This window comes from Streptomyces sp. MJM8645 (assembly GCF_001625365.1).
Lineage (GTDB): Bacteria > Actinomycetota > Actinomycetes > Streptomycetales > Streptomycetaceae > Kitasatospora.
The window spans coordinates 4,027,645-4,054,093 of record NZ_LJJF01000001.1 but is presented as its reverse complement, the minus strand read 5'-3'; the positions used below and the strand labels follow the sequence as shown (position 1 = coordinate 4,054,093).

Sequence of the window (26,449 nt, the reverse complement as noted above, 5' to 3'; positions counted from 1 at the left end):
ACGACGAAGGGGCGCCCTCCGAGATCACTCTCGGAGGGCGCCCCTTCGGGCTTGGCCGACGGTGCCATCCGGGCCCTGGACCTTCGGGCCCTGGCCACCGGCACCCTTCTGGCCTTCGGGTCTGGCGGCGGGGCTCAGCCCGTCAGCGCCGCCCTCACCGCGGCGGCCACCCGGCCGCCCTCCGCCAGGCCGTCCACCTTCGGCTTCACCAGCTTCATCACGGCGCCCATCGCCTGCGGACCGGCCGCCCCGCTCTCGGCGACGGCGGCCGCCACGATCGCGGTCAGCTCCTCGTCGGAGAGCTGCTTGGGCAGGTACCCCGCCAGCACCTCGCCCTCCAAACGCTCCCGGGCCGCCTGCTCCACCCGGCCCGCGGTGTCGAACGCCTCCGCCGCCTCCCGGCGCTTCTTCGCCTCGCGGCCGATCACCTTCAGCACCTCGTCATCGGACAGCTCGCGCTTCGCCTTACCCGCCACCTCCTCGCTGGTGACGGCGGCCAGCGTGAGCCGGATGGTGGACGAGCGCAGCTCGTCCCGGTCCCTGATCGCGGCCGTGAGGTCCTCGTGCAGCTTCGCCTTGAGCGTCGTCATGGCCCCGAGTCTCCCACCTGCGGCGTTCGGTCGCTTGCCATTAACCGGCCCGTCGGCAGACACCGGGGCCACCGGCACGCAGCGGACCCGCCGGCACGTGGCCGACCCGCCGGTGGCCCCGCATCCGCGCACGGCCACCGGACGTTCACCGGCTGATCCACCGTCTGAGAGCATGGAGCGATGCGACCGCTGTACTCCGTTCCCCTCGGCTTCGCCGCCGCCGGCGCCGCCTGCCTCGCCTACTCCGTCGGGTACGAGGTCCGTTCCTTCCGGCTCCGCCGGGTCGAGGTCCCCGTCCTGCCCCACGGCGCCCGGCCCATCCGGGTACTGCAGGTCTCCGACATCCACATGGTGAGCGGGCAGGGCAAGAAGCAGCGCTGGCTGCAGAGCCTCGCCGGCCTGCGCCCCGACCTCGTCGTCAACACCGGCGACAACCTCTCCGACCCCCTCGGCGTCCCCGCCGCCCTGGACGCGCTCGGGCCCCTCATGGACTTCCCCGGCGTCTACGTCTTCGGCTCCAACGACTACTACGGCCCGGCCCGCAAGAACCCGGCCCGCTACCTCCAGGCGATGCGCAGCGGCGCCCACGGCCTCAACAACGCCGACGGCACCGGCCGCCGCGGCATCACCGACGCCGTCCACAACCCGTGGGAGAAGCTCCGCGACGGCTTCGACGCGGCCGGCTGGCTCGACCTCACCAACACCCGCGGCCGGCTCACCATCGACGGCCTCGACCTCGAATTCACCGGCCTCGACGACCCGCACATCCGCCGCGACCGCTACAGCGAGGTCGCCGGCGGCCCCTCCCCCGACGCCGACCTCTCCCTCGCCGTCGTCCACGCCCCCTACCTGCGCGTCCTCGACGCCTTCACCGCCGACCGCTACCCGCTGATCCTGGCCGGCCACACCCACGGCGGCCAGCTCTGCATCCCCTTCTACGGCGCCCTGGTCACCAACTGCGACCTCGACGCCCGACGGGTCAAGGGCCTCTCCACCCACCAGGCCGGCGGCCGCCGCTCCTACCTCCACGTCTCCGCCGGCTGCGGCACCAACCGCTACACCCCCGTCCGCTTCGCCTGCCCCCCCGAGGCCACCCTCCTCACCCTCACCCCGGCCCCCCGCTGACCTGCACCGGACGCCCGCCAAGAACCGGATTTCGTGTCTCGGCGAGCGTCCGGTAGAGTTCTACTCGTTGCGAAGGAGACGGAGCAACAAACCGCAGGACCGGGGTGTGGCGCAGCTTGGTAGCGCGCTTCGTTCGGGACGAAGAGGCCGTGGGTTCAAATCCCGCCACCCCGACCCAGCACAGAGGGCCCATCGGAGAAATCCGGTGGGCCCTCTGGCGTTGTGCGTGACCGACGTTGTACGTGACCGACTGAGTGACCGTGCCTCAGTGTGGAGCGCCCGCCTGTGCCGCAGCCCGTGCGGAGTTTCCCGGGATCTGGGCCGACGGCGAAGGTGGGGGCAGCCCCCGCGAGTGGAGATCAGGGCCCTGCCGGAGGTGTTTCGGGAGGGCCCTTTGGTGTGGGTGGGGGTGTCAGAGGGTGGTGGGGAGGTCGGTGCGGGAGGTGATGTGGAGTTTGGGGTACGCCTTGTAGAGGTGGTGGGCGATGGTGCGGGGGCTGAGGAAGAGTTGGGCGGCGATCTCGCGGTTGGTGAGGCCTTGGGCGGCCAGGCGGGTGATCTGGAGTTCCTGGGGGGTGAGGGGGGAGTCGGGGGTGCCGGTGGGGCTGCTGGTGGGGGCCGGGGTGCCGGTGGCGGTGAGTTCGGTGCGGGCGCGGGCGGCCCAGGGGTGGGCGGCGAGGCGTTCGAAGGTTTCGAGGGCGGCACGCAGGTGGGGGCGGGCGTCGGTGCGGCGGCGGGAGCGGCGCAGCCATTCGCCGTAGAGGAGGGCGGTGCGGGCCTGCTCGAAGGGGCGGTGGGTGCCTTCGTGGAGGTCGAGGGCGGCGCGGTAGGCCGGTTCGGCGAGTTCGTCGGGGCCGAGCAGGGCCTGGCAGCGGAGCCGGAGCGCTTCGGTCCAGGGGCGGTCGGCGGCGGCGCTCCAGCGGGCGAAGCGTTCGTAGGGTTCGGCGGAGCGTTCGGGGGTGCCGAACCGGACGGTGGCTTCGACCAGGTCGGGGACGGCCCGGGTGGCGCTGACGTGGTGCCGGTGGGGGCCGGTGGTGAGGGTGTGCAGCCGGTCGGCGGCGTCGCCGGCGCGGCCGTGGCCGAGGTCGAGCAGGGCCAGTGCCCAGTGGGCCCAGGGTCGGCCGGCGGCGGGGGCGGCGGTCTGCGGGCCGGTGGTGGCGAGGGATTCGGCGGTGAGCCGGGTGCAGCGGTCGGTGTCACCGTCGAGGGCGGCCAGGTAGGCGAGGAGCGCGGTGAGTTGGCTGGTCCACTGGTGCTGGCCGGTGTCGCGGGCGAGGGCGAGGGCTTCGGTGGCGGTGACTTCGGCGTCGCGGTGGCGGCCGTGGAAGAGTTCGGCCTCGGCGAGGAAGAACTGGAGGGTGGGCATCACGCCGATGGTGCCCTTGGCGCGGGCTTCGGCGACGAGTTCGCCGCCGAGTTCGGCGGTCTCGTCGTCGCGGCCGAGGATGAGGGTGGCGCCGCAGAGTTGGACGAGGTCGACGGGGGTTTCGGCGCCGGCCTTGCGGGCTGCCGCGGCGGTGTCGCGGGCGGCGGGGGGCTGCGGTGCGGGCCGGCCGAGGGCGGGCAGTACGGCGGCGGGCAGGTGGCGGGCGAGCGGGGTGAGCGGGTTGTCGTCGGCGAGCGGTAGCGCGGCCAGCCGGTCGAGGACGGCGATCACCGGTTCCTCGCCCGCGTACCAGGCGGTGTGGAAGGCCTGGAACAGCATCCGGGCGGCGTGCGGCGCCTCGATGGCGGTGCCGGCGGCGTCGAGCAGCAGCCGGTAGGCGGTCGGGTAGGAGCCGCGCCAGAAGTGCGCGGTGGCCCTGACCTGGTCGAGCAGGGCGTGTGCCAGGGGGTTGTCGGTGCGGGCCCCGGCCTCGTCGGCGAGTGTCTCGGCCTGCGCCAACTTCCCTTCTTCGGTGGCGGCTTCGGCGGCCAGGACGAGGCGGCGGGTGGCGGCGTCGCGGTCCGGGGTGAGCCGGGCGGCCCGCTCGTACGCGGCGGCGGCGCCGCCGTGGGCGCCGCGGGCCTCGGCGCGGACGGCGGTGCGTTCCAGCGCGTCGGCGAGGGCGGCGTCGGGGGCGGTGGCGGCGTGGGCCTGGTGCCAGGTGCGGCGGTCGCCGTCCGGCAGCACTCCGGCGATGGCCTGGTGGATCGTCAGTCGCTGGTGGTGCGGGGCGCGTTGCAGGATGGCGGTGCGCAGGAGCGGGTGGCGGAAGGCGATCCGGCGGTCGGGGGTGACGCTCGCCAGGCCCGATTCCTCGGCGGGGCCGAGGTGTTCGGCGGGGACGCCGAGGGCGGCCGCGGCGGGCAGGACGACGTCGAGTTCGCCGGTCTCCTCGGCGGCGGCGACCAGCAGGAGGGTCTGGGTGGCCGGGGGCAGGCCGGTGACCTGGCCGTGGAAGGCGATCAGCAGCCGGCTGGTGAGCGGCAGGCCGCCGGTCGCGGGTGCCGGCGAGCCGGGGGTGTTCGCCTGCGCCCCGGTGGCGATGGGGAGTTCGGTGAGGGCGAGCGGGTTGCCGGCCGCCTCGACGAGCAGCCGCTCGCGGACGGCGGCGGGCAGGTCGGGGCCGGCCCGGTGGTCCAGGAGCCGGGCGGCGTCGGGCTCGGGCAGGCCGGTCAGTCGGAGCTCGGGGAAGCCCGTGGTCGGGAGTTCCGGTGCGGCGCCGCCGGTGCGGGCGGCGAGCAGCAGGGCGACTCCTTCGGCCTGGAGTCGGCGGGCGGCCAGCAGCAGGGCGTCGAGGGAGGCGTCGTCCAGCCACTGTGCGTCGTCGACGATGCACAACAGGGGCTGTTCGGTGGCGAGTTCGGCGAGCAGTCCGAGGGTGGCGAGCCCGACCAGCAGCCGGTCGGCCGGGGCGCGTTCCTCGGCGAGCCCGAACGCCGCCTCCAGGGCCCGCCGTTGCGGCCCGGGCAGGGCGTGCAGCCGGTCGAGGCCGGGTGCGAGCAGCAGGCTCAGCCCGGCGAAGGGCAGTTCCGCCTCGTACTCGACGCCCGCCGCCCTGATCACCCGGAACGCCTCGCCCGCCCGCCCGACGGCGTGGTCCAGCAGCGCGGTCTTGCCGATCCCGGGCTCGCCCCGGAGCAGCAGCACCCCGCTGCGGCCTTCGCTTGCCGCGTCCAACAGTCCCGCCACGACGGACTGTTCGTGTTCCCTCCCGTACAGCATGCCCCCGACCCTACCGAGGCCCTCCCGGCCGCAGGTACGGGCGGGCCCGCCGAGCACACCTACGTACCCCCCGCCGGACGCTACGTACCCCCATGCCGATACGTGACCGATTCGCCCGCGCCGGCCCGTCCCTACCTTGGTGAGCAGCGGGAACGAGCCGCTCAACCACCCACCGGGACACGGGAGAAGACCATGACCGAGATCACCGCCACCGCCCTCCAGCAGCTCGCCGAGCGCTACCTCGCGGTCTGGAACGAGACCGACCCGGCCGCCCGCCGCAAGCTGATCGACGAGGTGTGGGCCGCGGACGGCCGGTACACCGACCCGCTGGCCGCCGTCGCCGGCCGGGACGCGATCGACGCGCTGATCGGCGCGGCCCAGGCCCAGTTCCCCGGACTGGAGTTCACCCTCGGACCGGTGGACGCGCACCACGACATCGCCCGGTTCACCTGGAACCTCGGGCCGGCCGGCGCCGAGCCGGTGGTGATCGGCTTCGACGTCCTGGTGGCCTCGCCGGACGGGCGGATCGGCTCGGTGTACGGCTTCCTGGACCGCGTCCCGGGCGCCTGACGGCAGGCCGGACGGGTCGGGGGCGACCCCCACCGCCCCCGACCCACTCCCCCCAACCCCACTGAGGAGAAGCCGAGATGAGCTCCGCCCTGACCGCCCGCCCATCGACCGCGACCGCGACCGCGACCGGCAATGCAACCGACAGTGCGCCCGGCGCCGCGAGCAACACTGCGAGCACCACCGCGAGCACCACCGCGCCGGAGGTCGAGGCGGCGGCCGGCGCCCCGCGCGGCCTGCTGGCGGTCGTCCTGACCGCCACCTTCATGACCGCCCTCGACTTCTTCGTCGTCAACGTCGCCGTCCCGTCCGTCCAGGCCGACCTGGGCGCCGGACCGGCCGCCGTCCAGTGGGTGATCGCCGGATTCAGCCTGGCCCTCGCCGCCGGCCTGGTCACCGCCGGCCGGCTCGGCGACCGGTACGGCCGGCGCCGGGTGTTCGGGCTCGGCCTGGCCCTGTTCACCCTCGCCTCCGCGGGCTGCGGCCTCGCCCCCACCGCCGCCGCACTGGTCGGCGCCCGGGTGGTACAGGGCCTGGCGGCGGCGCTGATGGGCCCGCAGGTGCTGGCGATCCTGCGGACGGCGTTCAGCGGCGCGGCGCAGGCGCGGGCCTTCGCCCGGTACGGGCTGACCATGGGCGTCGGCGCGGTGTTCGGCCAGTTGATCGGCGGGCTGCTGATCCGGGCGGACCTCTTCGGACTCGGCTGGCGCAGCTGCTTCCTGATCAACCTCCCGATCGGTCTGGCCGCCCTGGCCCTGGTCCGCCGCTGCCTGCCGGAGTCGCGCGCCCCGCAACGGCCGGGCCTGGACCCGGTGGGCGTGCTGCTGGTCACCACCGCGCTGACCGCCCTGGTGCTGCCGCTGATCCAGGGCCCCGCACAGGGCTGGCCGCTGTGGACCTGGCTCTGCCTGGGCGGCGCGGTCGCCCTGCTGGCCGGCTTCGTGGTGCATCAGCACCGCACCCGGACCCGCGCCACCGCCACCGCCACCGGTTCCGGCAGCGACTCCGGCCCCGGCTCCGCCGCCCCGCTGGTCGACACCCGGCTGTTCCGGACCAGGGCCTTCGGCGCCGGTCTGCTCGCCCAGCTCGCCTTCTGGCTCGGCCAGGCGTCCTTCTTCCTGGTGCTCGCCCTGTACCTCCAGCTGGGCCGCGGCCTGGACGCGCTCGGCGCCGGGCTGGTGTTCACGGCGATCGGCCTCGGCTACCTGCTCACCTCCAACGCCACCCACCGCGTCGCCGCCCGGCTCGGCGGGGCCCGGACGATCGGCGTCGGCGGGCTGCTGATGGCCGTCGGGCTGGGCCTGCTCGCCCTCGCGGTGTACGGCGCGCCGGGCGGGAGCGTGTGGTGGCTGACGCCGGGGCTGTTCGTGGACGGCCTGGGGATGGGCCTGGTGATCGCCCCGGTGACCTCCGTGGTGCTGGCCGGGGTCGAGCCCCAGCTGGTCGGCTCGGCCGCCGGGGTGCTGGCCACCGTGCAGCAGGTCGGCGGGGCGCTGGGCATCGCGCTGATCGGCCTGCTCTACTACGGCGGAGGCGACCCGGCGGCCGCGTTCGGCCGCAGCGTGACGGCGCTGGCGGTGCTGGAGCTGGTGCTGGTGGGCCTGGTCCGACTGCTGCCGCGGAAGGGCTAGCGGGACCGAGCGGGCGCGCAGGAGCAGGCGGGCTCACAGAAGCGGACGGGCTCCCGGGAACAGGCGGGAGGGACGGGGCGAGTGGGGCGGGCGGGTGAGCTGCGGCCACCCGCCCGCCCCGTTCCGTCCCCCGCCCGTTCCGTTCTGTCCCCCCGATCGGGTTGGATGGTCGGATGAGCGAGGAGAAGAGCGCCGTACCGGCGTGGGAGCAGCGGTTCAGGGCAGCACGGGTGTCACTCCCCGACTGGGCCGAGGACGCCCCCGACCGGGCGCTGTACGTGTCCAACGCGACCGGCACCTACGAGGTCTACGCCTGGGACCGGGTCACCGGCACCCACCGGCAGGTCACCGACCGGCCGAACGGCACCACCGACGCCGAGCTGTCCCCCGACGGCTCCTGGGTGTGGTGGTTCGACGACCACGACGGCGACGAGTTCGGCGTCTGGCGCCGCCAGCCCTTCGCCGGCGGGCCCGCGGACCGCAGCGCCGGCACCACCGACGAGGAGGCCGTGCCCGGCCTCGCCCCCTCCTACTCGGCCGGCCTGGCGCTCGGCCGCGACGGCACGGTGGTCGTCGGACGTTCCACCGACGAGGACGGCACCACCCTGCACCTGCGCCGCCCCGGCGCGGCCGAGGCCGTCGAGATCTACCGGCACGCGGAGTACGGCGGCGTCGGCGACCTCAGCTACGACGGCACACTGCTCGCCATCGACCACACCGAGCACGGCGACGCGATGCACTCCGCGATCCGGATCGTCCGCCTCTCCGACGGCGCGAGCGGCACGAGCGGCACGAGCGGCACGACGAGCAAGCCCGTAGCGCCCGTAGAGCCCGTAGAGCCCGTAGAGCCCGCCGAAACCGTCGAAACCGTCGCCGAACTCGACGAGGTGACCGGCCGGGACGAGCCGCGCGGCGTCGCCTGCCTCGGCTTCGCCCCGGTCGACGGCGACACCCGGCTGCTGGTGGCCCACCAGCGCACCGGCCGCTGGGAGCCGATGATCTGGGACGTCGTCACCGGCGCCGAGACCGCACTGCCGCTGCGCGACGAGCAGGGGCGCGAGCTGCCCGGCGACGTCTCCGCGCAGTGGTGCCCCGGCGCCGAGGCGCTGCTCGTCGAGCACGAGTACGAGGCGCGCAGCGAACTGTTCTCGTACACGCTCGCCGACGGTCGACTGACCCGGCTGGACACCCCGCGCGGCACCGTCGGCGGCGCCACCGCCCGTCCGGACGGCACCGTCGAGTACCTGTGGTCCTCCGCCGCCGAGCCCTCCGCCGTCCGCTCCACCGCCGGGACGGTCGTGCTGCGGGCGCCCGGCGCGGTGCCGCCCGGCTCCGTCCCGGTCGAGGACGTCTGGGTGGACGGGCCCGGCGGGCGGGTGCACGCCCTGGTGCAGCGTCCGACCGGGGCGGGCGAGGGCCCCTTCCCGACCGTGTTCGAGATCCACGGCGGCCCCACCCACCACGACAGCGACTCCTTCGCCGCCGGCCCGGCCGCCTGGCTGGACCACGGCTTCGCGGTGGTCCGGGTCAACTACCGCGGCTCCACCGGCTACGGCCAGGCCTGGACCGACGCCCTGCACGAGCGGGTCGGCCTGATCGAGCTGGAGGACATCGCGGCCGTCCGGGAGTGGGCGGTCGCCGGCGGCCTCGCCGACCCGCGCCGGCTGGTGCTCACCGGCGGCAGCTGGGGCGGCTACCTGACCCTGCTGGGCATCGGCGTCCAGCCGGACAGCTGGACGCTGGGCGTCGCCGCCGTACCCGTCGCGGACTATCACACCGCGTACGCCGACGAGATGGAGGCGCTCAAGTCGCTGGACCGCACCCTCTTCGGCGGCACCCCGGAGGAGGTCCCGGAGCGCTTCACCGCCTCCTCGCCGCTCAGCTACGTCGAGCAGGTGCGGGTGCCGGTCTACATCAGCGCCGGGGTCAACGACCCGCGCTGCCCGATCCGGCAGATCGAGAACTACGTCGAGCGGCTGGAGCAGTCGGGCAAGCCGCACGAGGTCTACCGGTACGACGCCGGGCACGGGTCGCTGGTGGTGGAGGAGCGGATCAAGCAGCTGCGGCTGGAGATCGACTTCGTCCGACGGCACCTCGCCGCGGCGTCGGAGGCCGGGACCGGAACCGAGGCCGGAACCGGGACCGGGGCTGACGACAGGGCTGGCGACGGGGAGACGGTGTGAGGCGTCTGCTGACGCTCGCGGGAGTGGCGGTGGCCGGGGCCCTGGTGCTCACCGGCTGCTCGGGCGGGCACGGCGCCGAGGCCGCCTGCCCGCCCCCGGCCGGCCCCGCGGTGCCCAGCCCCACGCCGACCACGGCCGCACCGACCCCAGCAGCCGCACCAACCGCACCGGCCGCCACCGCGACCCGCGCGAGCGCGGCGGGGCCGAACGCGGCTGGGCCGGGGGCCGCCGTCGCCCGAGCGGCGTACGCGCCTGCGGCGGGCGAGGACGCGGTCCAGCTCGCCAAGGGATCCAGCGGGTCGAAGGGCTCGTCCGGGTCGAAGGGTTCCGGCTCCAAGGGCTCCGGCTCCAAGGGGACGAAGACCGGGCGCACCGTGCACCACCACATCGACCATTACGACTCGAACGACGACGTGAGCGGCGGCCACGGCCGGTGCCACGACGAGCCGGCGTTCACCGGGTCACCGACGCCGGTGCCGTCCTCCCCGACGGCGCCCGGGAAGCCGACGACCGCACCGGTCGTCCCGACCCTGCCGTCCGCCCCATCCGCTCCACCCGCTCCACCCGCTCCCGGCAAGCCAACCCGCTGAGGCGGGCCGGCCGAGCAAGGGCGGGCCGAGCAGGGGCGCCGAACCGCGGAGGTCAGTCGAGGACCGGGTCCAGTCCGAGGGCCCGGTCCTGCTCCGCCTCCCCCTCGCGGCGCACCAGGCGGAACCACATGAAGATGACGAAGCCCCCGAAGACGAACCACTCCAGGGTGTAGCCGAGGTTCTGGAACGCCCGCAGGGTGAGCCCGTCGCCGCCCTGCGGCTGGACCGTCGGCACCGGGGTCAGCCCGGCCGACACCGCGTCGGCGGCCACCCAGCCGTCGTACCAGCCGTCGTACGCGAGCGCGTTGAGCAGCGCCGCCCGGTTGACCGTGCCGAGCTGACCGGCCGGCAGACCGCCCGCCACGGCGCCGTTGCTGCCACTGGACTCACCGGCCTGCAACCGCCCGGTGACGGTCACCTGGCCGGGAGGCGGCGGCGCGGCCACGGACGCGCCCTCGGCGGGCGCGCCGGGCGCCCAGCCGCGGACCACGGCGGCGAACCGGCCGTCGGCGGTGCGCAGCGGGGTGAGCACGTAGTAGCCCTGCTTGCCGTCGACCACCCGGTTCGGGACGAGGAGCTGGTGCTCCGCGTCGTAGCTGCCGGTCACGGTGACGGGCTTGCCGACGGTCTCGGTGGTCACCTGCGGGGTGGCCTGGTTGAGCAGGTCGTCGATCGGCCGCACATCACTCGAAGCGGTGACGGTCTGCTTGGTCTCCTGGTGCGACGAGAACCGGTCCTCGAACCGGCCGAGCTGCCAGGAGCCCAGCCAGACGCACACCGCCACGGCCGCGACGGCCAGCGCGGTGCCGCCGAGCCAGCGCGGAGTCAGGAGGAACCGGTACACACCCCCACGGTAACCACTCCTCACACCCGTCCCGGCCGCAGGGGTCCGCCATAGGGGTCCGCCATCGGCCCCGACGGCCCGGCTGGTCGCCCGTCCGACCCCGACCGCCCGACCCCGACCGCCCGCCGACAGCCCGCCCCGACCACCGCCGGAGCGCGAAGCCCGTCAGCCCGCCGGGGGCGTGTCCGACGGCTGCGGCGCCGGTGCGCCCACCGCCTGGACGCCACCGCGGTAGAGGGTGCCGCCGCAGGCCACGGCGAAGGTGGCGGTGGCAACGGCAGGGCTGCCGGGGGCGGGGGTGTGGGCGATGGTCGCGGTGGCCGGCGCGGTGGTGGGGCTGCCGGTCGGGGTGGGGGTGGAGCTGGGGGCGTTGGTGGGCCCGGCGCTGGGGGACGAGCTGGCCTGGGGGTTGGTGCTGGGGGCCGCCGAGGCGTCCGAGGCCGCCGGGGCCGCACCGGTGGCGGCGGCGGGGGCCTGGGAGGCGCCGACGGCCGGGTTGGCGCCTCCCTGGCTGGTGGGCCCGGTGCTGGCGGTGCTGGCGCCGGGGGTGGGGCAGGTCCGGTCGGGGACCCAGGCGAACGGCACCCGGTAGCCGGCCTGCGGGGCGAGGACGGGGGGCTCCGCGTCCATCGCGGGCAGGTCGCCGGCCGGGTCGCCGGCGGCGTGGTCGGCGGTGCGCACGCGGCTGCGGTCGGTGCCGCTCACCGCCGTGACGGCGACGGCGCCGGGGCCGCCGAGCCGGCAGCTGCGGCCGGAGACGTTGTACACGGTGAACGAGCCGTGGATCCGGCCGTCGGCGGCGGCCGGGCCGACCTGTGCGCCGCCCTGGCCGAGGTCGGCCCGGGCGCAGAGCGGGGTGATCGGGCTGTCGCCGGTGCTGGCGGCGGGGGCGGGCGGGGCGGTGGTGCCGTCGGCGCGGGTGGTGCTGGCGCCGGGGCTGGGTGAGGCGGTGGGGGTGCCGGAGGGCGACGCGGTGTCGCCGGTGCCGCTGGGGCCGGGCCGCGAAGGTGTGCCGGTGCCGGGGGCGCTGCCGGTCCTGGTGCCGGTCGGGGCGGCGGCGGCCGGGCTGCTGGCGGCGGCCGAGCCGGGGCCGCCGGACAGTCCGAGGTGCTCCCCGTCGTGCAGGGCGGGCAGGGCGACGGCGACGGCGACGGCGAGGGCGGCGGCGCCGGTCCAGGCTCCGCGCCGGGCGGCCCGGCGGCGGGGTACGGCGTACCGGATCCGCGGCAGGCCGCCGGGTTCGGGCTGGATGCCGGCGACGGCGCCGCGCATCAGGTCGCGGACGCTGCGTTCCTCGGCGGAGAGCCCGTCGCCCTCACCGCCCGAGGGTCGCCGCCCGGCGCCGTCAGCCATGTCCGGCCTCCATCTGGGTGCGCAGGGCGGCGAGTCCGCGCGAGCCGTAGGCCTTCACCGATCCGAGCGAGATGCCGAGGGTCTCGGCGACTTGCGCCTCCGTCATGTCCACGAAGTAACGCAGCACCAGAACCTCCCGCTGACGGCGTTGCAGACCACGCAGCGCGGCCTTCAACTGGTCGCGCTCCAGCGCATCGTAAGCGCCTTCTTCTGCACTGGCCATGTCAGGCATGGGCTTGGGTAGCAGGCGCAGGCCGAGGATCCGTCGGCGCAGGGTCGAGCGGGACAGGTTGACGACGGTCTGCCGCAGGTAGGCCAGGGTCTTCTCGGGCTCGCGGACCCGGCGCCGGGCGGCGTGCACCCGGATGAACGCCTCCTGGACGACGTCCTCGCAGGTCGAGAGGTCGTCCAGGAGCAGCGCGGCGAGCCGCAGCAGGGAGCCGTAGTGGGCCTGGTAGGTCTCGGTGAGCAGGTCCTCGCTGGTACCCGCGTCGGTACCGGCACCGGAGCCCGCCGCACCGGGTGCGACCGCGGTCATCTGGTCGTCTTCCGGCCTACTCGCCGGCCACGGGGCGCGCGAGGGGAAGGCCACCACGGATCTCGCCGGGATGCCCGCCCCTGCTCCCACCATCACGTTCGCCACGCCCGTTGGACACTCGATCCCCTGTCATGGTTGCCCAGCCCGGGGGCCATTCTTCCGCATCGGCGGAAGAGGCCTCCAGGGGATTCCATCGGGATTCCGGACAGATTGTGTCGAGGAGCGGACACGCCCTCCCCGGATCGGGGGCCGGACGGGCCCGGGAGCGGGCGGCTCCAGGCCTTCCAGGGTCTCTCCCGGGCCTCCTGCCAGGCCTCTTCCCGGGCCTCCCCCTGCGCTTCCTCCTACGCCTCTTCCGGCGCGCCTTCCTGTGTCACCGTCAGCTCACCGGCCACCAGTTCCGCGATCTGCAGCAGGTTGAGCGCCGCGCCCTTGCGCAGGTTGTCGCCGCAGAGGAAGAGGTCGAGCGCGGCCGGCTCGTCGAGGGCCCGGCGCACCCGCCCGACCCAGACCGGGTCCGTCCCGACCACATCGTTCGGCGTGGGGAACTCGCCGGCCGCCGGGTCGTCGTACAGCACGACCCCGGGGGCGTCGCGGAGGATCTGCTGCGCGTGCTCCTGGGTGACCTCGCGTTCGAAGAGCGCGTGCACGGCCAGCGCGTGGGTGCGGACGACCGGGATGCGGACGCAGGTCGCGGAGACCTTGAGGGCGGGCAGGCCGAGGATCTTGCGGGCCTCGGCGCGGATGCCGACCTCCTCGGAGGACCAGCCGCCGTCCACCAGGGAGCCGGTCCAGGGCACCGCGTTGAGCGCGAGCGGGGCGGCGAACGGCCCGTGGTCGGCGATCACCGCGCGCAGGTCGCCGGCCTGTCGGCCGACCTCGGTGCCGGCCACCAGGGCGGTCTGCTCGCGCAGCGCCGCCTCGCCGATCCGGCCTTCGCCGGAGGCGGCCTGGTAGGAGGCGACGACGAGTTGGGCGAGCCCGTACTCGGCGTGCAGGGCGCCGAGGGCCGCGATCATCGCGAGGGTGGTGCTGGCGGGGCTGGCGACGATGCCGCGGGCGCGCAGCCGCAGCGCGGCCGCGTTGACCTCGGGGACGACCAGCGGCACGTCCTCGGCGGTACGGAAGGCGGCGGAGTCGTCGACCACCACGACGCCCTTGGCGGCCGCGATCGGCGCCCACTGGGCGGAGACCTCGTCGGGGACGGCGAACACGGCGACGTCGATCCCCTCGAAGGCCTCCTCGGCCAGCGGGACGACCTCGACCGGCACCCCGCGCACGACCGGCTTGCGGCCGGCCGAACGCGGGGAGGCGACGAGTCGGATCTCGCCCCAGACGTCCTGGCGCAGGGAGAGCAGGCCGAGCAGCACCTCGCCGACCGCGCCGGTGGCGCCGACGACGGCGAGGTTCGGCCGCCGGGTCATCGCCCGGTGCCTCCGTAGACGACGGCCTCGTCCGTCTCGCTGTCCAGTCCGAAGGCGCTGTGCACGGCGCGGACGGCCTCCGGCACGTCCTCGGCGCGGGTGACGACCGAGATGCGGATCTCCGAGGTGGAGATCAGCTCGATGTTGACGCCCGCGGCGGACAGCGCCTCGAAGAAGGCGGCGGTGACGCCCGGGTTGGAGCGCATGCCCGCGCCGACCAGGGAGATCTTGCCGATCGCGTCGTCGTAGCGCAGCGACTCGTAGCCGATGCCCTCCTTGACCCGGCCGAGCGCGTCGATGGCCTTCTGGCCCTCCGCCTTGGGCAGGGTGAAGGAGATGTCGGTCAGCCCGGTCGACGCGGCGGAGACGTTCTGCACCACCATGTCGATGTTGACCTCGGCATCCGCGATGGCGCGGAAGATCCGGGCCGCCTCGCCCGGCTTGTCGGGCACGCCGACGACCGTGACCTTGGCCTCGGACGTGTCGTGGGCGACTCCGGAGATGATGGCCTGCTCCATCTCGCCCCCTTCGGGCTTGTGCGGGTTCTCGTTGCTGACGATCGTCCCGGGAAGACCCGAGAAGGACGAGCGTACGTGAATCGGGATGTTGTAGCGCCGGGCGTACTCCACGCAGCGGTCGAGCAGCACCTTGGAGCCGGACGACGCCAGCTCCAGCATGTCCTCGTACGCGATCCAGTCGATCTTGCGGGCCTTCGCCACCACGCGCGGGTCGGCGGTGAACACGCCGTCCACGTCGGTGTAGATCTCGCAGACCTCGGCCTTGAGCGCGGCGGCGAGGGCGACGGCGGTGGTGTCCGAGCCGCCGCGGCCCAGCGTGGTGATGTCCTTGCTGGTCTGCGACACGCCCTGGAAGCCGGCCACGATCGCGATGTTGCCCTCGTCCAGGGCGGTGCGGATGCGACCAGGCGTCACGTCGATGATGCGCGCCTTGTTGTGGACGGAGTCGGTGATGACGCCGGCCTGGCTGCCCGTGAAGGACTGCGCCTCGTGCCCCAGCGATTTGATCGCCATGGCCAGCAGCGCCATGGAGATGCGCTCTCCAGCGGTCAGCAGCATGTCGAACTCACGGCCGGCAGGAAGCGGTGACACCTGCTCCGCGAGTTCGATGAGCTCGTCCGTCGTGTCGCCCATTGCGGACACCACGACGACGACCTCATGGCCGGCCTTCTTGGCGTCAACGATTCGGCGGGCAACGCGCTTGATGCCTTCGGCATCCGCAACGGATGAGCCGCCGTACTTCTGCACGACAAGGCCCACGTGCGCTCCTCGACTTGTGTCGTCTTCCGGGGGCACCAGGCCCCCGCACCCCCGGGGAAAAGGGGCTGTGCGGTCGGCGCCAGTCTACCGAGCAGGGGTGCCACAACCGGCGCTTTCCATATGATGAGACGCCCGTTTCAGCAGGTGGTCGGCGAAACGGGCGGCACCACCGGCAGGTCTGCGGGCAATTCGCCACCGCCCCGAAGAATCGGCGGATCAACGGACGGCGATCCGTCGGGATTTCTTTTCCGCGCGGAATGCTGAGGCATTCGTCACAATCAGCCGATGACCGCCGGGGGCGCACCGAAAACCGGCGCGCGCCGGGGCGACGTTCAGGCGTGCCGGAATCGCACGGACGTGCCGGAAGGGCACGGGCACCGGAGAGCGGTGCTACCGCCCGAGGCCCAGCTCGGCCGCCATCAGGTCGCCGGCCTGCTGCTCCAGCTGCTCGTCGGTGAGCCCGTCGTCGTCGGTGTCGGCGCCGTCCGGCACCGCGCCGATCGGACTGTCCAGCCGGACGTGCGCGATCAGCGACTGCAGCGCCCGCAGCACCGCCGTGCAGGTCGTGCCCCAGTTGGAGAGGTACGAGAACTGCCACCACCACAGCGCCTCGCTGACCCGGCCCTCGCGGTAGTGGGTCAGCCCGTGCTGCAGCTCGCCGACCACGCCGGCCAGGTCGTCCGAGATCCGGAAGGCGTTCGGCTTCTCCGGCGGACCGTACGGGTCGAAGACCTCGTGGTAGACGTCGATCGGCGCGAGCAGCTCGGCCAGCCGCTCGCGCAGCTGCTCGCCGTCCGGCTCCGGCCCGGCGTCGGGCTCGAAGCGGTCCTCCGGGACGACGTCCTCGATGGCGCCCAGTCGGCCACCGGCCAGCAGCAGCTGCGAGACCTCCAGGAGCAGCAGCGAGACCGCGCTGCCCGGCTCGTCGCCCTTGGCGACCTCGGTGACGGCGAGCACGAAGCTCTCCACCGAGTCGGCGATCTGCACGGCGAAGTCGTCCGGCTCCGAACCGTGCGCATGGATGTGCGGGGGGTGGCTCTGCGGCTCCCCGTGCGGCTGTCCGGGGGCCGGCTGGTGGGCCTGCCCGTGGGACGGCTGGTGGGGCGTGTGGGGCTGCTGGTTGAGCGTCCGGTCAGACATCGAGCAGTCGTCTCCCTTCGAAGGCACGACCGAGGGTGACCTCGTCCGCGTACTCCAGATCCCCGCCGACGGGCAGGCCGCTCGCCAGCCGGGTCACCCTCAGGCCCATCGGCTTGCAGAGCCGGGCCAGATAGGTGGCGGTCGCCTCCCCCTCCAGGTTGGGGTCGGTGGCCAGGATCAGCTCGGTGACCGTGCCGTCCGCGAGGCGCGCCAGCAGCTCGCGGATCCGCAGGTCGTCCGGGCCGACGCCCTCGATGGGGCTGATCGCGCCGCCCAGCACGTGGTAGCGGCCGCGGAACTCGCGGGTGCGCTCGATGGCGACGACGTCCTTGGACTCCTCGACCACGCAGATGACGCCGAGGTCGCGGCGCGGGTCCAGGCAGACCCGGCACTGCTCGGCCTCTGCGACGTTGCCGCAGACCGCGCAGAAGCGGACCTTGTCCTTGACCTCCAGCAACGCGTGCGCGAGACGGCGCACGTCGGTCGGGTCGGACTGCAGGATGTGGAAGGCGATCCGCTGGGCGCTCTTGGGCCCGACGCCGGGCAGCCTGCCCAGTTCGTCGATCAGGTCCTGAACCACGCCCTCGTACAACGTCGCGCCTTCCCTCGGATGGTCGGTGGTGCTCCGGTGCCATCATCCAACGAATCGGGCGTCGGACACACCGCCCGACGCCCGACTCCCACATAAATCACATGGGTCCGTTGTCTGAACTTCAGAACTTCAGGACCTCAGACCTGCCTGGTCGAAACCCCTGTCCAGAGGCTCCCCCAGGTCAGAACGGCAGACCGGGGATGCCCCCGCCCAGGCCCTGGGTCAGCGGGCCCATGCGCTCGGCCTGCATCTTCTGCGCCGACTGGTTGGCGTCCCGCACGGCCGCCAGGACCAGGTCGGCCAGGGTCTCGGTGTCCTCCGGGTCGACGGCCGCCGGGGCGATGGTCAGCGCCACCAGCTCACCGGCACCGGTCACCGTGGCCTCGACCAGGCCACCGCCCGCCGAACCGCTCACCTTCGTCTCCGCCAGCTCCTGCTGCGCCTGCGCGAGATCCTGCTGCATCTTCTGCGCCTGCTTCAGCAGCTGCTGCATGTTGGGCTGGCCACCACCGGGGAACACGGCTCACTCCTCGCTTCGTGCTTGCTGTCCTGCGTCGCCGTCCTGCCTGCGGTCACGTCCGCTTGCAGTCCCGCTCGCGTCGTCACGGCCGAGCCTACGTGCTGCCGGGGCGGGCCGTCGCTCAGTTGCCGCGGTGGTGGATCTCCTCCAGAACCGTCGCGCCCAGCTCCCGGATGATCAGCTCCTGACCGGAGAACGCCTCCTCGTTGAGGTCCGGGTCGTCCTCCTCCGGGACGTCGTCCTCCGGCGCCACCGCGCGCACCGGACGGGCCGGCGGCGCGGCCACCGGCGGCGGGGCCTGGACCGGCGCGGGCGCCGGGGCGGCCTGCACCTGCGGGGACGGCTGCGACCGGACCGGCGCGGGCACCGGAGCCGGAGCCGACGGCGCGGCGGCCGCCGGACGGGCCGGGGCCCCCCAGCCGCCACCGCTCGGGGCGGCACCGCCCAGACCACCGCCGCCGACGGCCGTACCGCCACCGAGGGAACCGCCCCCGGACGGGTCGACGATGCACTCGACCCGCCAGTCCACACCCAGCGCGTCCGTCAGCGCCTGGCGCAGCACGTCGTCGCTGTTGCTGCCGACGAAGCTGTCCCGGGCGCCCGCGTTGATGAAGGACACCTGGAGCACGCTGCCGTCGAACCCGGCCACCTGGCCGTTCTGGCTGAGCAGGATCCAGGTGAAGCGGCGGCGGTTCTTCACCGCCTCCAGAATCTGCGGCCACAGCTGCCGGACCTGCGCCGCGCCCTGCTGCGCGGCGGCCGAAGCCGGCCCGGCGGGCTGCCCGGCCGGGGCGGGCGCGGGCGCCGCGGGGGCAGGAGCGGGAGCGGGGGCGGACACCGGGGCCGGGGTGGCCTCTACGGCCTCGGCGGCCTGGGCCGGCGGCTGCGGCGCGGGGGCCGCGGCCGGGGCGCCGCCCGCCGGCGGGAAGCTGCGCGGGATCGGCCAGGCACCCGGCGCGGGCCCGGCGGGCGCCGCGGGGGCTGCCGGTGCGATCGGTGCTGCCGGTGCAGGGGCTGCCGCAGGGGCCGCCGCGACCGGCGCGGCCTGCACCGGGGCGGTCTCCGCTACCGGCACCGCCACCGGCGCCGTCGCCGTCGCCGTCGCCGGAACGGGCGCGGCCGTGGTCGCCGCCACCGGCACCCCCACCGCCATCGGCGCGGCGAACCCGCCCGCCGCCGCCCGGCGCTCCAGCTTGTCCAGCCGCGCCTGCAACGACAGCTCGTCGCTGTAGGCACCCGGCAGCATCACCCGGGCGCAGATCAGCTCCAGCTGCAGCCTCGGCGCCGCGTTGCCGCGCATCTCGGTCAGCCCGGTGTTGACGATGTCCGCCGCCCGGCTCAGCTCCGCCGAACCGAACGCGTCCGCCTGCGCCTGCATGATCGCGACCCGGTCCGCCGGGGCGTCGATCAGCCCCTTCTCCCCCGCCTCCGGCACGGTGGCCAGGATCACCAGGTCACGCAGCCGCTCCAGCAGGTCGGCGACGAAGCGGCGCGGATCGTGCCCGCCCTCGACCACCCGGTCAATCACCTGGAACACCGTCGCCCCGTCGTGCGCGCCGAAGGCGTCCACCACCTCGTCGAGCAGCGCCGAGTCGGTGTACCCGAGCAGCGAGGTCGCCATCTGGTACGTCACGCCGCCCTCGGCGGCACCGGCCAGCAGCTGGTCCATGACCGACATCGAGTCACGCACCGACCCGGCCCCGGCCCGGACCACCAGCGGGAACACCGAGTCCTCGACCTGGATGCCCTCCCGGCCGCAGACCTCCACCAGGTAGTCGCGCAGCGTGCCCGGCGGGACCAGCCGGAACGGGTAGTGGTGCGTCCGGGACCGGATCGTCCCGATCACCTTCTCCGGCTCCGTGGTCGCGAAGATGAACTTGAGGTGCTCCGGAGGCTCCTCGACCACCTTGAGCAGCGCGTTGAACCCGGCCGAGGTCACCATGTGCGCCTCGTCCAGGATGAAGATCTTGTAGCGGCTGTGGACCGGCGCGAAGAACGCCCGCTCCCGCAGCTCGCGCGCGTCGTCCACACCACCGTGCGAGGCCGCGTCGATCTCGATCACGTCGATCGAGCCGGGCCCGCCAGTCGCGAGGTCGCGACAGGACTGGCACTCTCCGCAGGGCGTCGGCGTCGGCCCCTGCTCACAGTTCAGACAGCGGGCCAGGATGCGCGCACTCGTCGTCTTCCCGCAGCCGCGCGGCCCGCTGAACAGGTACGCGTGGTTGACCCTGTTGTTACGCAGGGCCTGCTGGAGCGGAGCGGTCACGTGCTCCTGCCCGATGACCTCCGCGAAGGTCTCGGGACGGTAGCGGCGGTACAGGGCTAGGGACACACCCCCGACGATATCGGGACGCACCGACAAACGCGTCGCCCCTCGCCTCACCACCGTCCCCCGGCGCCCCCAGCAACCGCCCGGGAACGCAAAGACCCCCCGTGCACCCGCCAGAGCCCTCTTACCCTTGCTGCCTTCCGGCCCTGGGGGGGTTCAGAGAGATAACGCCACACGAGGGGCTGACCCCCACACTACCGGATCCGAGCCCCCACGATCCACAGGCAACCCCACCCTCCCGCCTACGGGATTGCTGGTCGCGACCACCCCCGAACATGTACTAAGCTCTCCCACGGAGGATTCGCCTAGAGGCCTAGGGCGCACGCTTGGAAAGCGTGTTGGGGGCAACCCCTCACGAGTTCGAATCTCGTATCCTCCGCCGGCAGAAGGCCCGGACCGTTCCGACGGTCCGGGCCTTCGTCGTTTCGCGGTGTGGGGACACCGCTGGGTGAACTCCGCGTGCTGGGCGGTTCGGCTGCGGCATAACTTTGAGTTATGAGACTTCACTCTTCGCGCACGAGGTTCTGGGGGCGGGTCGGCGTGGTCGCCGCCGCCGTGGTGGTGTTCGGCGCCACGGCGGTGGGTGGCGCCGTCGGCCGGGCGCCGTTCCTCGGGCCGCTGAACACCGTGTCACCGGTCGCCTCGACCGTGCCCGCGAACGGGGACCAGAACCCGTACGGCACGTTCGTGGTCCAGCACAGCGTGGGCAAGCTGCGCCGCGGCAACGTCCTCATCAGCAACTTCAACAACGGGCAGAACCTGCAGGGCACCGGGACCACCCTGGTCCAGGTCAGCCCGGACGGCACCGTCGGCGAGTTCGCCCGGATCGACCCGGCGAAGCTGCCCGGGCCCTGCCCCGGCGGGGTCGGGCTCTCGACCGCGCTGACCGTTCTGCCGGGCGGCTGGGTCGTGGTCGGCAGCACGCCCACCACCGACGGCACCTCCGCCACCGTCCAGGCCGGCTGCCTGCTGGTCCTGGACAGCAACGGGACGGTCCGCGAGACGATCGTCGGCGACGGCATCAACGGCCCGTGGGACATGACGGCCGCCAGCTTCGACGACCGCGACGAACTGTTCGTGACCAATGTGCTGAACGGCACGGTCGCGGGCGGCGGGGCCGAGGTCGACCAGGGCACCGTCCTGCGGATCACCCTGTGCCGGCAGGGCGACGCGCCGCCGCAGCGGCTCGCGACCACCCGGATCGGCTCGGGCTTCGGCCAGCGGACCGACCAGGCCGCCCTGGTGATCGGCCCGACCGGCGTCGGGCTGGGCCACGACGACACGCTCTACGTGGCGGACACCCTCGCCAACCGGATCACCGCGATCCCCGACGCCGTCCACCGCACCACCGACGCGGGCACCGGCACCACCGTCAGCACCGGCGGCCACCTCAACGGGCCGCTCGGCCTGGCCGTCGCCCCGGGCGGCGACGTCCTCACGGTGAACTCCGGCGACGGCAACCTCGTCGAGACCACCCCCGCCGGCGACCAGGTCGCCGTCCGCACGCTCGACAGCAGTGGCACCCCGCCCGGCGCCGGCGCCCTGTTCGGGCTCGCGGTCGACCTCGACCACGACGCCGTGTACTTCGTCGACGACGCCGCCAACTTCCTGAACGTCCTCCACTGACCGCAACGGGCGGCGACAGCCGGAAGACCCGGACCGCCTCACGCGGTCCGGGCCTTCGTCGGCTCCACGGCCCCGACTGGCCGGCCGGTACCGGAAGTGACTTCCGCCCTCCCGAGCTGCGCCGCGAGAGGGACTAATCGACCCTTAGTCTCGGAATTAGTCCAGGTTAGTACCTGGACACCCGGACACATGGCGTGCAAGTATCTGTCCTGCCGCCAGACGGGCGACACGTCGGAGGGGAAGAAACATGACGCAGGACAGCCAGCAGTTCATCTCGGTGCCGGTGCCGGCTCAGTACGTCACGCAGGTGTACGCGTTCCTCGCGGAGCTCTCGGGGGCCGCTGCGGGGGCCGCGGTGGCGGCGGCGGCCGAGGGGGGGCCGCAGGAGGACGGCGAGTGGCCGTTCGTCGAGTGGACCGTGCAGGATCTGCGCCGGCTGACGGCCGATCCGCTGGACTCGGTGCAGGCGGTGACCGGGGTGCTCGACATCCTGGCGAAGCAGCCCGGCGAGCGGGTGAGCTACACGTCCCTGGTCGAGCTGCTCGACGTGGACCGGAAGCGGCTGCGCGGCGTGCTGTCCGCGTTCACCCGGGTCGTGCACAAGCACTACGGCCGGCGGAACTGGCCGATGAGCTGGGTGGAGGCGCTCAGTGACGGGGCCGAGTTCAAGTCGGAGTTCTTCTACACGGTGAGCGAGACCACCGCCAACCGGTGGCGGGCGGTCCGCGCCCAGGGCTGACGGCGCGCAGCCGGTTCGAGGCGGGCGGCCAAGGGGGGTTGGTTGCGGCCTGGCCGCCCGACGGGGCTGGACGCCGCGGTCAGGCCGCGGTGTCCAGCCGCCGGCGCTGGTCCTCGTCGAGCACCAGGTCCAGGGCGGCCAGGCTCTCGTCCAGCTGGGCGACGGAGCTGGCGCCCACGACCGGGATCGTCGGCACCGGGTGGCCCAGCAGCCAGGCGAGCACCACCTGGTTGACGGTGGCCCCGGTCTCCTTCGCCACCTCGGCCAGGGCGGCCAACTGGGCCTGCACCACCGGCCACTGGTACTTCTCGGACAGCGGCCGGTCGGGCCGGCAGTACGCGCCGCCGAGCAGCGGGGAGTAGGCCAGCAGCAGCAGCTCCGGCCGCTGCATGACGTACGACAGCAGTTCCTCGTCGGCGTGGTTCTGGATGCCGAAGTCCGCGTCCGGCCGTGGCCGGAGGTAGCTGTGGCGCTGCTGGACGCACCGGTAGCCGGGCCAACCCCGCTGCTCGGCAAGCTCGTTGGCGGCAGCCAGGTCCGCGGCGCTGTGGTTGCTGCAGCCGAGCCGGCCGACCTTTCCGTCGGCCACCAGCTCGGCGAAGGCCCCGAGGGTCTCCTCGACCGGGGTGGACGGGTCCGTCACGTGGGCGTAGTAGACGTCCACGCGGTCGGTGCCGAGCCGGCGCAGGCTGCCCTCGGCCGCGTTGCGCAGCGCAGCGGCGGACAGCCCCTCCATGTGTTCGGGGAAGGGGAGTTCGGGCACCGGGCGGGCTCCCGCCTTGGTGGCGAGGACCAGTTCGTCACGGTTGCGCCGGCGGGCGATCCAGCGGCCGAGCAGTTCCTCGCTCTCGTACCCCGTCCCGCCGGGGGCCCAGAAGGCGTAGTTGTTCGAGGTGTCGACGAAGGTCCCGCCGGCCTCGGTGAACCGGTCCAAGATCGCCGTCGCGGTCTGCTCGTCCACGGTGGTGCCGAAGGTCATGGCGCCGAGGCACAGCGCGCTGGCCTTCGGCCCGTCAACTCCGAGGCTGCGGTACAGCATCAGTTATCCCTCCCAGGGGTCGGTAATGGTGGTGCGGGCCGCGATCGGGGCGTGGCGCGCCGCGATCCGGTCACCAGAATCATCACCCCGGCCGCGCCCGACTCGGCCAATGCGCAGACCAGCCGGGAGACCGTCCGATTCGTTCAAGACGGGGTGTCCGGGCGCCGCCTACCGTGACGGGCATGAACAGCACACCAGCACCGCAGTTCGCCGTCGTGGGCCTCGCAGTCTCGGACCTGGCCGCCTCGATCGCCTTCTACCGGCGGCTCGGACTCGCGTTCCCCGACGGGGCCGAGCAGGAGCCGCACGTCGAGGCCGTGCTGCCGGGCGGGCTGCGCCTGGCCCTCGACCCCGAGTCCACCATCCGCTCGTTCCATCCGGACTGGCGTCCGCCGACGGGCGGCGGCCGGACGGCACTGGCGTTCCGGTGCGCCGACCCCGCCCAGGTGGACGCGGTCTACGAGGACCTGGTCGGCGCCGGGTACCACGGCGAGTTGAAGCCGTGGGACGCCTTCTGGGGCCAGCGGTACGCCGTGGTGCACGACCCGGACGGCAACGGCGTCGACCTGTTCGCGCCGCTGCCGGGCGCCGCGGACTGAGTCAACGGGGCAGCAGGGCGGTCGCCGGCATTCCCGCCAACTCCCGTACGTCGCGCGCCAGATGGGCCTGGTCGGCGTAGCCCGTCCGGGCCGCCGTCTCGGCGAGGGGCACGCCGGAGCGGGCCAGCGCGAGGGCGCGCTGCAAGCGGAGGATCCGGGCCAGGGTCTTGGGACCGTAGCCGAAGGCGGTCAGCGAGCGGCGGTGCAGTTGCCGCGCGCCGAGGCCGACCGCCTCGGCGGTCGCCGCGACCGAACGGCCGGCCGCCAGGGCATCGGCGACCGCCCGGACGAGCGGGTCCACCGGCCGCGCGTCGGCCGCCAGGCGCAGCGCCAACTCCTCCAGGGCCACGGCCGGGTCGGGCGCCGCGTCGATGCGCCCGGTGCGGCGGCGCACCTCGGCTCCGGGCCGGAGGTCGGCCAGGTCGACCCGCCGGTCGCGCAGTTCGTGTGCGGGCACGCCCAGCAGGGCGGGGGCGGCGCCGGGCGGGAGGCGGACGCCCGCCCACGGGCCGCGCAGCCCCGGTCCGAGCTGGAAGGCGCGGGTGTCCGGCCCGGCGACGAGGAGCCGGCCCTCGGTCCAGAGCAGGTCCATGCAGCCGTCGGGCAGGACGAGCCCGGCCGCGCCGTCGCCCGTGCTCCCGACGGCCCGGCGCCTCCACACGACCGCTCCCGGCAGCCTCGACGCCCGCTCCGCGTACTCGGGGGACATGGGGCCCAGGCTACGCGCCGCCACCGGGCGCCGCCGGGGGTCGGCGACACGCCGGCGGCACGCCCACGGCCCCGGCCGCGCGAGGCGGACGGGGCCGAGACGGACAGGAAAGGGCCGAACAGGACAGGGCCAGGCAGGACAGGACAGGCTCAGCCCACCCGCTGGACGACCTCCGCCTCCGCCACCTCCGCCGCGTCCTCGACCGGGCCCGCCGCCGGAGCGGTCTTCCGGCCGTCCCGCATCAGCACCAGGGTCAGCCCCGCGGCCGCCAGGACGGAGATCCCGCCCGCCGTGAAGGTGACGGAGGCCGCGGTGTTGAACGCGTCGCGCGCGGCGGCGGCCAGTCCGCCGTCCCCGGTGCTCGCGGCGAGGGCGAGCGCGTCCGTGATCGCGTGCTTCCCGGCGGCGGGCGTGTCGGTGGGCATCGAGCCGGTGAAGGTGCTGGACAGGACGGCGCCGAGGATGGCCACGCCCAGCGCGGAACCGGACTGCTGGATGGTGTCGTTGAGCGCGGAGCCGACGCCGGCGTGCTCGCCGGGGATCGCGCCCATCAGCGCGTTGGACGCGGCCGGCATCGCGAGGCCGGAGCCGGCGCCCAGCACCAGCATGGCCAGGGCGACCTTGGCGAAGCCGTCGCCGACCGAGAGCGTGGCCAGCAGCCCGAACCCGGCCGCGATGATCAGCATGCCGGCCGAGGTCGTCACCCGCGGGGCGACCTTCTTGCTGAGCACGGCGCCGATGGCGTTGAACACCAGCGAGGCGACGGCCAGCGGGAGGAACGCCAGGCCGGTGTCGGTGGCCGAGAACTTCAGCACGAACTGCAGGTACTGGGTGAGGACCAGCATCAGGCCGCCGGTGGCGAAGGTCAGCAGGACGAGCGAGAAGCTGGCCCCGGTGAACACCCGGTTGCGGAACAGCTTGAGCGGGACCATCGGCGAGTCGGTCCGGACCTGGCGGACGGCGAACCCGGTCAGCGCGAGCACCCCGACGAGGAGCGTGCCGAGCGTGCCGGGGCTGGTGATGCCGTCCCGGGGCAGCACGGTGATCGACCAGACCAGCGCGGTCATCCCGGTCATCGAGAGCACCATGCCGGGCAGGTCGGGCCGGCGCCACGGCCCTCTGGACTCCGGCATCAGCACGACCGCCGCGATGACGGCGACCACTGCGACCGGCACGTTGAGCAGGAAGACCGCGCCCCACCAGAAGTGCGCGATCAGCGCACCGCCGAGCACCGGCCCGCCGATCATGCCGATCATGGCCACCGCGCTCCACGCGGCGATCGCCTTGGGCCGTTCCTCGTCGTCGAAGACGGTGATCAGGATGGAGAGCGTGCTCGGCATGACCAGGGCTCCGCCCACGCCCATCAGCACGCGTCCGGCGATGAGCTGGCCGGGGCTGTCGGCGACGGCCGCGACCAGGGAGGCGGCGCCGAACACCACCAGCCCGATGATCATCATCTTCCGCCGGCCGAACCGGTCGGAGAGGCTGCCCGAGGTGAGCAGCAGCCCGGCGAAGACCAGGATGTACGAGTCGATGATCCACTGGATGTCCTCGGCCCCGGCCCCGAGGTCCGCCGCGATCTGCGGGATGGACACCGTGAGCACCATGTTGTCGACCACCAGCACCAGGCTGCTGAGACAGAGCACGACCAGGATGAGCCAGCGGCGCGGATGTCGGTCCACCGCGGTCCCCCTTCGAAGTGAGCGCGCCGGCCGTAGCCGGACGGAAGTCGTCGCGGGTGCACCGCGGTCCGTCCCCACGGCCGCGGTGCACCTCGCTCCGCACACTGTGCGGACGCCACACACTGTACGTAGACCGCACAGTGTTCGCAAAGCCGTACGGTGTGCGGCGCGGCTTATGCTGAACGGAGCAGCCGAGCCGAG

The 26,449-nt window shown here is 74.0% G+C and carries 22 protein-coding genes, 2 tRNA genes and 1 other RNA gene; 10 read left to right on the top strand and 15 right to left on the bottom strand.

Features of this window, described 5'->3' with window-relative positions; all coding sequences use genetic code 11:
• Window positions 1-134: 134 nt before the first annotated feature.
• Window positions 135-590, bottom strand: coding sequence for a GatB/YqeY domain-containing protein (locus tag A6F73_RS17465; protein WP_063348660.1), 456 nt, complete (start codon window positions 588-590; stop codon window positions 135-137).
• Between the two features lie 180 nt (window positions 591-770).
• Here A6F73_RS17465 and A6F73_RS17460 point away from each other — a divergent pair, with 180 nt between their 5' ends.
• Together A6F73_RS17460 and A6F73_RS17455 are read left to right on the top strand one after the other, a co-directional pair.
• Window positions 771-1,715 (top strand): metallophosphoesterase, encoded by a 945-nt coding sequence (locus tag A6F73_RS17460; protein ID WP_063348659.1) that lies wholly within the window; start codon window positions 771-773, stop codon window positions 1,713-1,715.
• A 100-nt stretch (window positions 1,716-1,815) separates the two neighbouring features.
• Window positions 1,816-1,889, top strand: a tRNA-Pro gene (locus A6F73_RS17455).
• A gap of 238 nt (window positions 1,890-2,127) precedes the next feature.
• On the opposite strand, the gene A6F73_RS44035 is transcribed toward A6F73_RS17455, so the two are convergent.
• Window positions 2,128-4,866: a helix-turn-helix transcriptional regulator gene (locus A6F73_RS44035; RefSeq protein ID WP_063348658.1), complete on the bottom strand. Its 2,739-nt coding sequence runs from the start codon at window positions 4,864-4,866 to the stop codon at window positions 2,128-2,130.
• A 192-nt stretch (window positions 4,867-5,058) separates the two neighbouring features.
• Here A6F73_RS44035 and A6F73_RS17445 point away from each other — a divergent pair, with 192 nt between their 5' ends.
• From A6F73_RS17445 to A6F73_RS17430, 4 genes are all read left to right on the top strand, one after another.
• On the top strand, window positions 5,059-5,436 hold the full coding sequence (locus A6F73_RS17445; protein WP_063348657.1) for a nuclear transport factor 2 family protein: 378 nt from the start codon (window positions 5,059-5,061) through the stop codon (window positions 5,434-5,436).
• A gap of 77 nt (window positions 5,437-5,513) precedes the next feature.
• Complete coding sequence (locus tag A6F73_RS17440) at window positions 5,514-7,064, top strand: MFS transporter (RefSeq protein ID WP_079135765.1); 1,551 nt, start codon at window positions 5,514-5,516, stop codon at window positions 7,062-7,064.
• 173 nt (window positions 7,065-7,237) lie between these two features.
• Window positions 7,238-9,247, top strand: a complete 2,010-nt coding sequence (locus A6F73_RS17435; protein WP_079135764.1) for a prolyl oligopeptidase family serine peptidase — start codon at window positions 7,238-7,240, stop codon at window positions 9,245-9,247.
• The gene (locus A6F73_RS17430; RefSeq protein WP_159398478.1) at window positions 9,244-9,837 is read left to right on the top strand and encodes a hypothetical protein; all 594 of its coding nucleotides are present in this window, start codon (window positions 9,244-9,246) and stop codon (window positions 9,835-9,837) included. The genes A6F73_RS17435 and A6F73_RS17430 overlap by 4 nt, the downstream gene beginning before the upstream one ends.
• Before the next feature lie 52 nt (window positions 9,838-9,889).
• Here the strand turns inward: A6F73_RS17430 and A6F73_RS17425 are convergent, their stop codons facing one another.
• The 10 genes from A6F73_RS17425 to ffs all read right to left on the bottom strand — a co-directional run bounded on the left by A6F73_RS17425 (window position 9,890) and on the right by ffs (window position 20,038).
• On the bottom strand, window positions 9,890-10,681 hold the full coding sequence (locus A6F73_RS17425) for an SURF1 family protein (RefSeq protein WP_063348655.1): 792 nt from the start codon (window positions 10,679-10,681) through the stop codon (window positions 9,890-9,892).
• A gap of 165 nt (window positions 10,682-10,846) precedes the next feature.
• On the bottom strand, window positions 10,847-12,034 hold the full coding sequence (locus A6F73_RS17420) for a hypothetical protein (RefSeq protein ID WP_063348654.1): 1,188 nt from the start codon (window positions 12,032-12,034) through the stop codon (window positions 10,847-10,849).
• The gene (locus A6F73_RS17415) at window positions 12,027-12,572 is read right to left on the bottom strand and encodes a SigE family RNA polymerase sigma factor (RefSeq protein WP_063348653.1); all 546 of its coding nucleotides are present in this window, start codon (window positions 12,570-12,572) and stop codon (window positions 12,027-12,029) included. The genes A6F73_RS17420 and A6F73_RS17415 overlap by 8 nt, the downstream gene beginning before the upstream one ends.
• 344 nt (window positions 12,573-12,916) lie before the next feature.
• Window positions 12,917-13,996 (bottom strand): aspartate-semialdehyde dehydrogenase, encoded by a 1,080-nt coding sequence (locus A6F73_RS17410; RefSeq protein ID WP_063348652.1) that lies wholly within the window; start codon window positions 13,994-13,996, stop codon window positions 12,917-12,919.
• Window positions 13,993-15,273 carry an aspartate kinase gene (locus A6F73_RS17405; protein ID WP_063348651.1) on the bottom strand — a complete coding sequence of 427 codons (1,281 nt, stop codon included), beginning with the start codon at window positions 15,271-15,273 and terminating at the stop codon, window positions 13,993-13,995. Before A6F73_RS17405 ends, A6F73_RS17410 begins: the two co-directional genes overlap by 4 nt.
• 390 nt (window positions 15,274-15,663) lie before the next feature.
• Window positions 15,664-16,413 carry a DUF5063 domain-containing protein gene (locus A6F73_RS17400; RefSeq protein ID WP_244293422.1) on the bottom strand — a complete coding sequence of 250 codons (750 nt, stop codon included), beginning with the start codon at window positions 16,411-16,413 and terminating at the stop codon, window positions 15,664-15,666.
• Window positions 16,406-17,005 carry a recombination mediator RecR gene (gene recR, locus A6F73_RS17395; RefSeq protein WP_063348650.1) on the bottom strand — a complete coding sequence of 200 codons (600 nt, stop codon included), beginning with the start codon at window positions 17,003-17,005 and terminating at the stop codon, window positions 16,406-16,408. The genes A6F73_RS17400 and recR overlap by 8 nt, the downstream gene beginning before the upstream one ends.
• Window positions 17,006-17,186: 181 nt before the next feature.
• The gene (locus A6F73_RS17390) at window positions 17,187-17,525 is read right to left on the bottom strand and encodes a YbaB/EbfC family nucleoid-associated protein (RefSeq protein ID WP_063348649.1); all 339 of its coding nucleotides are present in this window, start codon (window positions 17,523-17,525) and stop codon (window positions 17,187-17,189) included.
• A gap of 121 nt (window positions 17,526-17,646) precedes the next feature.
• Complete coding sequence (locus A6F73_RS17385) at window positions 17,647-19,857, bottom strand: DNA polymerase III subunit gamma and tau (RefSeq protein ID WP_063348648.1); 2,211 nt, start codon at window positions 19,855-19,857, stop codon at window positions 17,647-17,649.
• 90 nt (window positions 19,858-19,947) lie between these two features.
• An RNA gene (ffs, locus tag A6F73_RS17380) (signal recognition particle sRNA small type) lies at window positions 19,948-20,038 on the bottom strand.
• 110 nt (window positions 20,039-20,148) lie between these two features.
• Here ffs and A6F73_RS17375 point away from each other — a divergent pair.
• The 3 genes from A6F73_RS17375 (at window position 20,149) to A6F73_RS17365 (ending at window position 22,219) form a co-directional block, all read left to right on the top strand.
• Window positions 20,149-20,233: transfer RNA gene (locus tag A6F73_RS17375), tRNA-Ser, on the top strand.
• A 116-nt stretch (window positions 20,234-20,349) separates the two neighbouring features.
• On the top strand, window positions 20,350-21,480 hold the full coding sequence (locus tag A6F73_RS17370) for a hypothetical protein (protein WP_063348647.1): 1,131 nt from the start codon (window positions 20,350-20,352) through the stop codon (window positions 21,478-21,480).
• 247 nt (window positions 21,481-21,727) lie between these two features.
• Window positions 21,728-22,219, top strand: a complete 492-nt coding sequence (locus A6F73_RS17365; protein WP_063348646.1) for a hypothetical protein — start codon at window positions 21,728-21,730, stop codon at window positions 22,217-22,219.
• A 79-nt stretch (window positions 22,220-22,298) separates the two neighbouring features.
• On the opposite strand, the gene A6F73_RS17360 is transcribed toward A6F73_RS17365, so the two are convergent.
• The gene (locus tag A6F73_RS17360) at window positions 22,299-23,258 is read right to left on the bottom strand and encodes an aldo/keto reductase (RefSeq protein ID WP_063348645.1); all 960 of its coding nucleotides are present in this window, start codon (window positions 23,256-23,258) and stop codon (window positions 22,299-22,301) included.
• Window positions 23,259-23,440: 182 nt separating this feature from the next.
• Here A6F73_RS17360 and A6F73_RS17355 point away from each other — a divergent pair, with 182 nt between their 5' ends.
• Window positions 23,441-23,857 carry a VOC family protein gene (locus tag A6F73_RS17355; RefSeq protein WP_063348644.1) on the top strand — a complete coding sequence of 139 codons (417 nt, stop codon included), beginning with the start codon at window positions 23,441-23,443 and terminating at the stop codon, window positions 23,855-23,857.
• Window position 23,858: 1 nt separating this feature from the next.
• Here A6F73_RS17355 and A6F73_RS17350 read toward each other — a convergent pair whose 3' ends face one another.
• Window positions 23,859-24,566, bottom strand: coding sequence for a helix-turn-helix domain-containing protein (locus tag A6F73_RS17350; RefSeq protein ID WP_063348643.1), 708 nt, complete (start codon window positions 24,564-24,566; stop codon window positions 23,859-23,861).
• 149 nt (window positions 24,567-24,715) lie between these two features.
• Entirely contained in the window at window positions 24,716-26,248 is a 1,533-nt protein-coding gene (locus A6F73_RS17345; RefSeq protein ID WP_063348642.1) for an MFS transporter, read from the bottom strand.
• Between the last annotated feature and the right edge of the window lie 201 nt (window positions 26,249-26,449).

Excerpts from the sequence above, each read along its gene's own strand:
- A6F73_RS17445 (WP_063348657.1), top strand. The coding sequence starts at position 5,059 with ATGACCGAGATCACCGCCACCGCCCTCCAGCAGCTCGCCGAGCGCTAC.
- A6F73_RS17365 (WP_063348646.1), top strand. The coding sequence starts at position 21,728 with ATGACGCAGGACAGCCAGCAGTTCATCTCGGTGCCGGTGCCGGCTCAG.
- A6F73_RS17465 (WP_063348660.1), bottom strand. The coding sequence starts at position 590 with ATGACGACGCTCAAGGCGAAGCTGCACGAGGACCTCACGGCCGCGATC.
- A6F73_RS17355 (WP_063348644.1), top strand. The coding sequence starts at position 23,441 with ATGAACAGCACACCAGCACCGCAGTTCGCCGTCGTGGGCCTCGCAGTC.
- A6F73_RS17360 (WP_063348645.1), bottom strand. The coding sequence starts at position 23,258 with ATGCTGTACCGCAGCCTCGGAGTTGACGGGCCGAAGGCCAGCGCGCTG.
- A6F73_RS17350 (WP_063348643.1), bottom strand. The coding sequence starts at position 24,566 with ATGTCCCCCGAGTACGCGGAGCGGGCGTCGAGGCTGCCGGGAGCGGTC.
- A6F73_RS17410 (WP_063348652.1), bottom strand. The coding sequence starts at position 13,996 with ATGACCCGGCGGCCGAACCTCGCCGTCGTCGGCGCCACCGGCGCGGTC.
- A6F73_RS17440 (WP_079135765.1), top strand. The coding sequence starts at position 5,514 with ATGAGCTCCGCCCTGACCGCCCGCCCATCGACCGCGACCGCGACCGCG.
- A6F73_RS17435 (WP_079135764.1), top strand. The coding sequence starts at position 7,238 with ATGAGCGAGGAGAAGAGCGCCGTACCGGCGTGGGAGCAGCGGTTCAGG.
- A6F73_RS17415 (WP_063348653.1), bottom strand. The coding sequence starts at position 12,572 with ATGACCGCGGTCGCACCCGGTGCGGCGGGCTCCGGTGCCGGTACCGAC.
- A6F73_RS17400 (WP_244293422.1), bottom strand. The coding sequence starts at position 16,413 with ATGTCTGACCGGACGCTCAACCAGCAGCCCCACACGCCCCACCAGCCG.
- A6F73_RS17420 (WP_063348654.1), bottom strand. The coding sequence starts at position 12,034 with ATGGCTGACGGCGCCGGGCGGCGACCCTCGGGCGGTGAGGGCGACGGG.
- A6F73_RS17460 (WP_063348659.1), top strand. The coding sequence starts at position 771 with ATGCGACCGCTGTACTCCGTTCCCCTCGGCTTCGCCGCCGCCGGCGCC.
- A6F73_RS44035 (WP_063348658.1), bottom strand. The coding sequence starts at position 4,866 with ATGCTGTACGGGAGGGAACACGAACAGTCCGTCGTGGCGGGACTGTTG.
- A6F73_RS17370 (WP_063348647.1), top strand. The coding sequence starts at position 20,350 with ATGAGACTTCACTCTTCGCGCACGAGGTTCTGGGGGCGGGTCGGCGTG.